Annotated in this window: 1 protein-coding gene; it reads left to right on the top strand. The window is 41.2% G+C overall.

Annotated elements, in window-relative coordinates; genetic code table 11:
* A partial coding sequence (locus tag LRP50_RS25390) for a hypothetical protein (RefSeq protein WP_274167174.1) occupies positions 1-316 on the top strand: 316 nt, incomplete at its 5' end.
* Between the last annotated feature and the right edge of the window lie 395 nt (positions 317-711).

Genomic DNA, 711 nt, shown 5'->3' with positions numbered 1-711 from the left:
TTATAGGTACGTTGAGTACAACAAATGCCATGTGAGTTCTCAATGGAGTTTTCAAATTAACAGAAAATTGAGACTTGTTGAGACAGACGATGAGTTAGAAGATAAATACTTAGATACTCTGGAAGGGTTGATGGAAGCACTTTTCTCTAATATCGAGGCAAGTGGTAACAACAGGCCTGCTGTTGTGGTTTTAAGAGTCAGCTTCACTGGGGAATTCAATATGTCATTTGAAAATGAAGATACGAATGCTCTCGAAATAGACAAGTTATCACTCGGAACAGAACGTTCATTTTTTAAAAACAAAGAAGTTCATTAGTAAAAAAGAAGGGGGTAGTAGAAAAACAGAGACAGGCACTTTTAGATAAAGATGATGACTAGTCTGTTAGTAAGTGACTGATTTATTGTCTAACTTTAAGGGAGAGTGCTCAGAGTGGGTTGTTAGGAAGAGATTTTTTCAAATCACGCTAAATTTATAACTTTCAGGCAGTACGAAAACAGGCGATGGCCTGTTAGCTGTTTAAAATTGCGCGAGGAGAAGGTTTAGCTGTCAGGCAATCTGAACCCTGAAAGTCGCTTTCGATTTAGGTGGGGCAGCGCGGCCTTAATGGCTTGGCAGCTGCCGACTAACCTGCCTCTTTCTACTTGGGTGCAGGCGTTCAGCCAATCGGCTTTGTCAAACCCCAACCTAGAAAGAATGGGCAATTGCTGCGG

This window comes from Enterovibrio gelatinilyticus, assembly GCF_028683095.1.
GTDB classification, from domain to species: Bacteria; Pseudomonadota; Gammaproteobacteria; order Enterobacterales; family Vibrionaceae; genus Enterovibrio; species Enterovibrio gelatinilyticus.
This window is presented reverse-complemented; position numbering and strand designations above follow the sequence as displayed.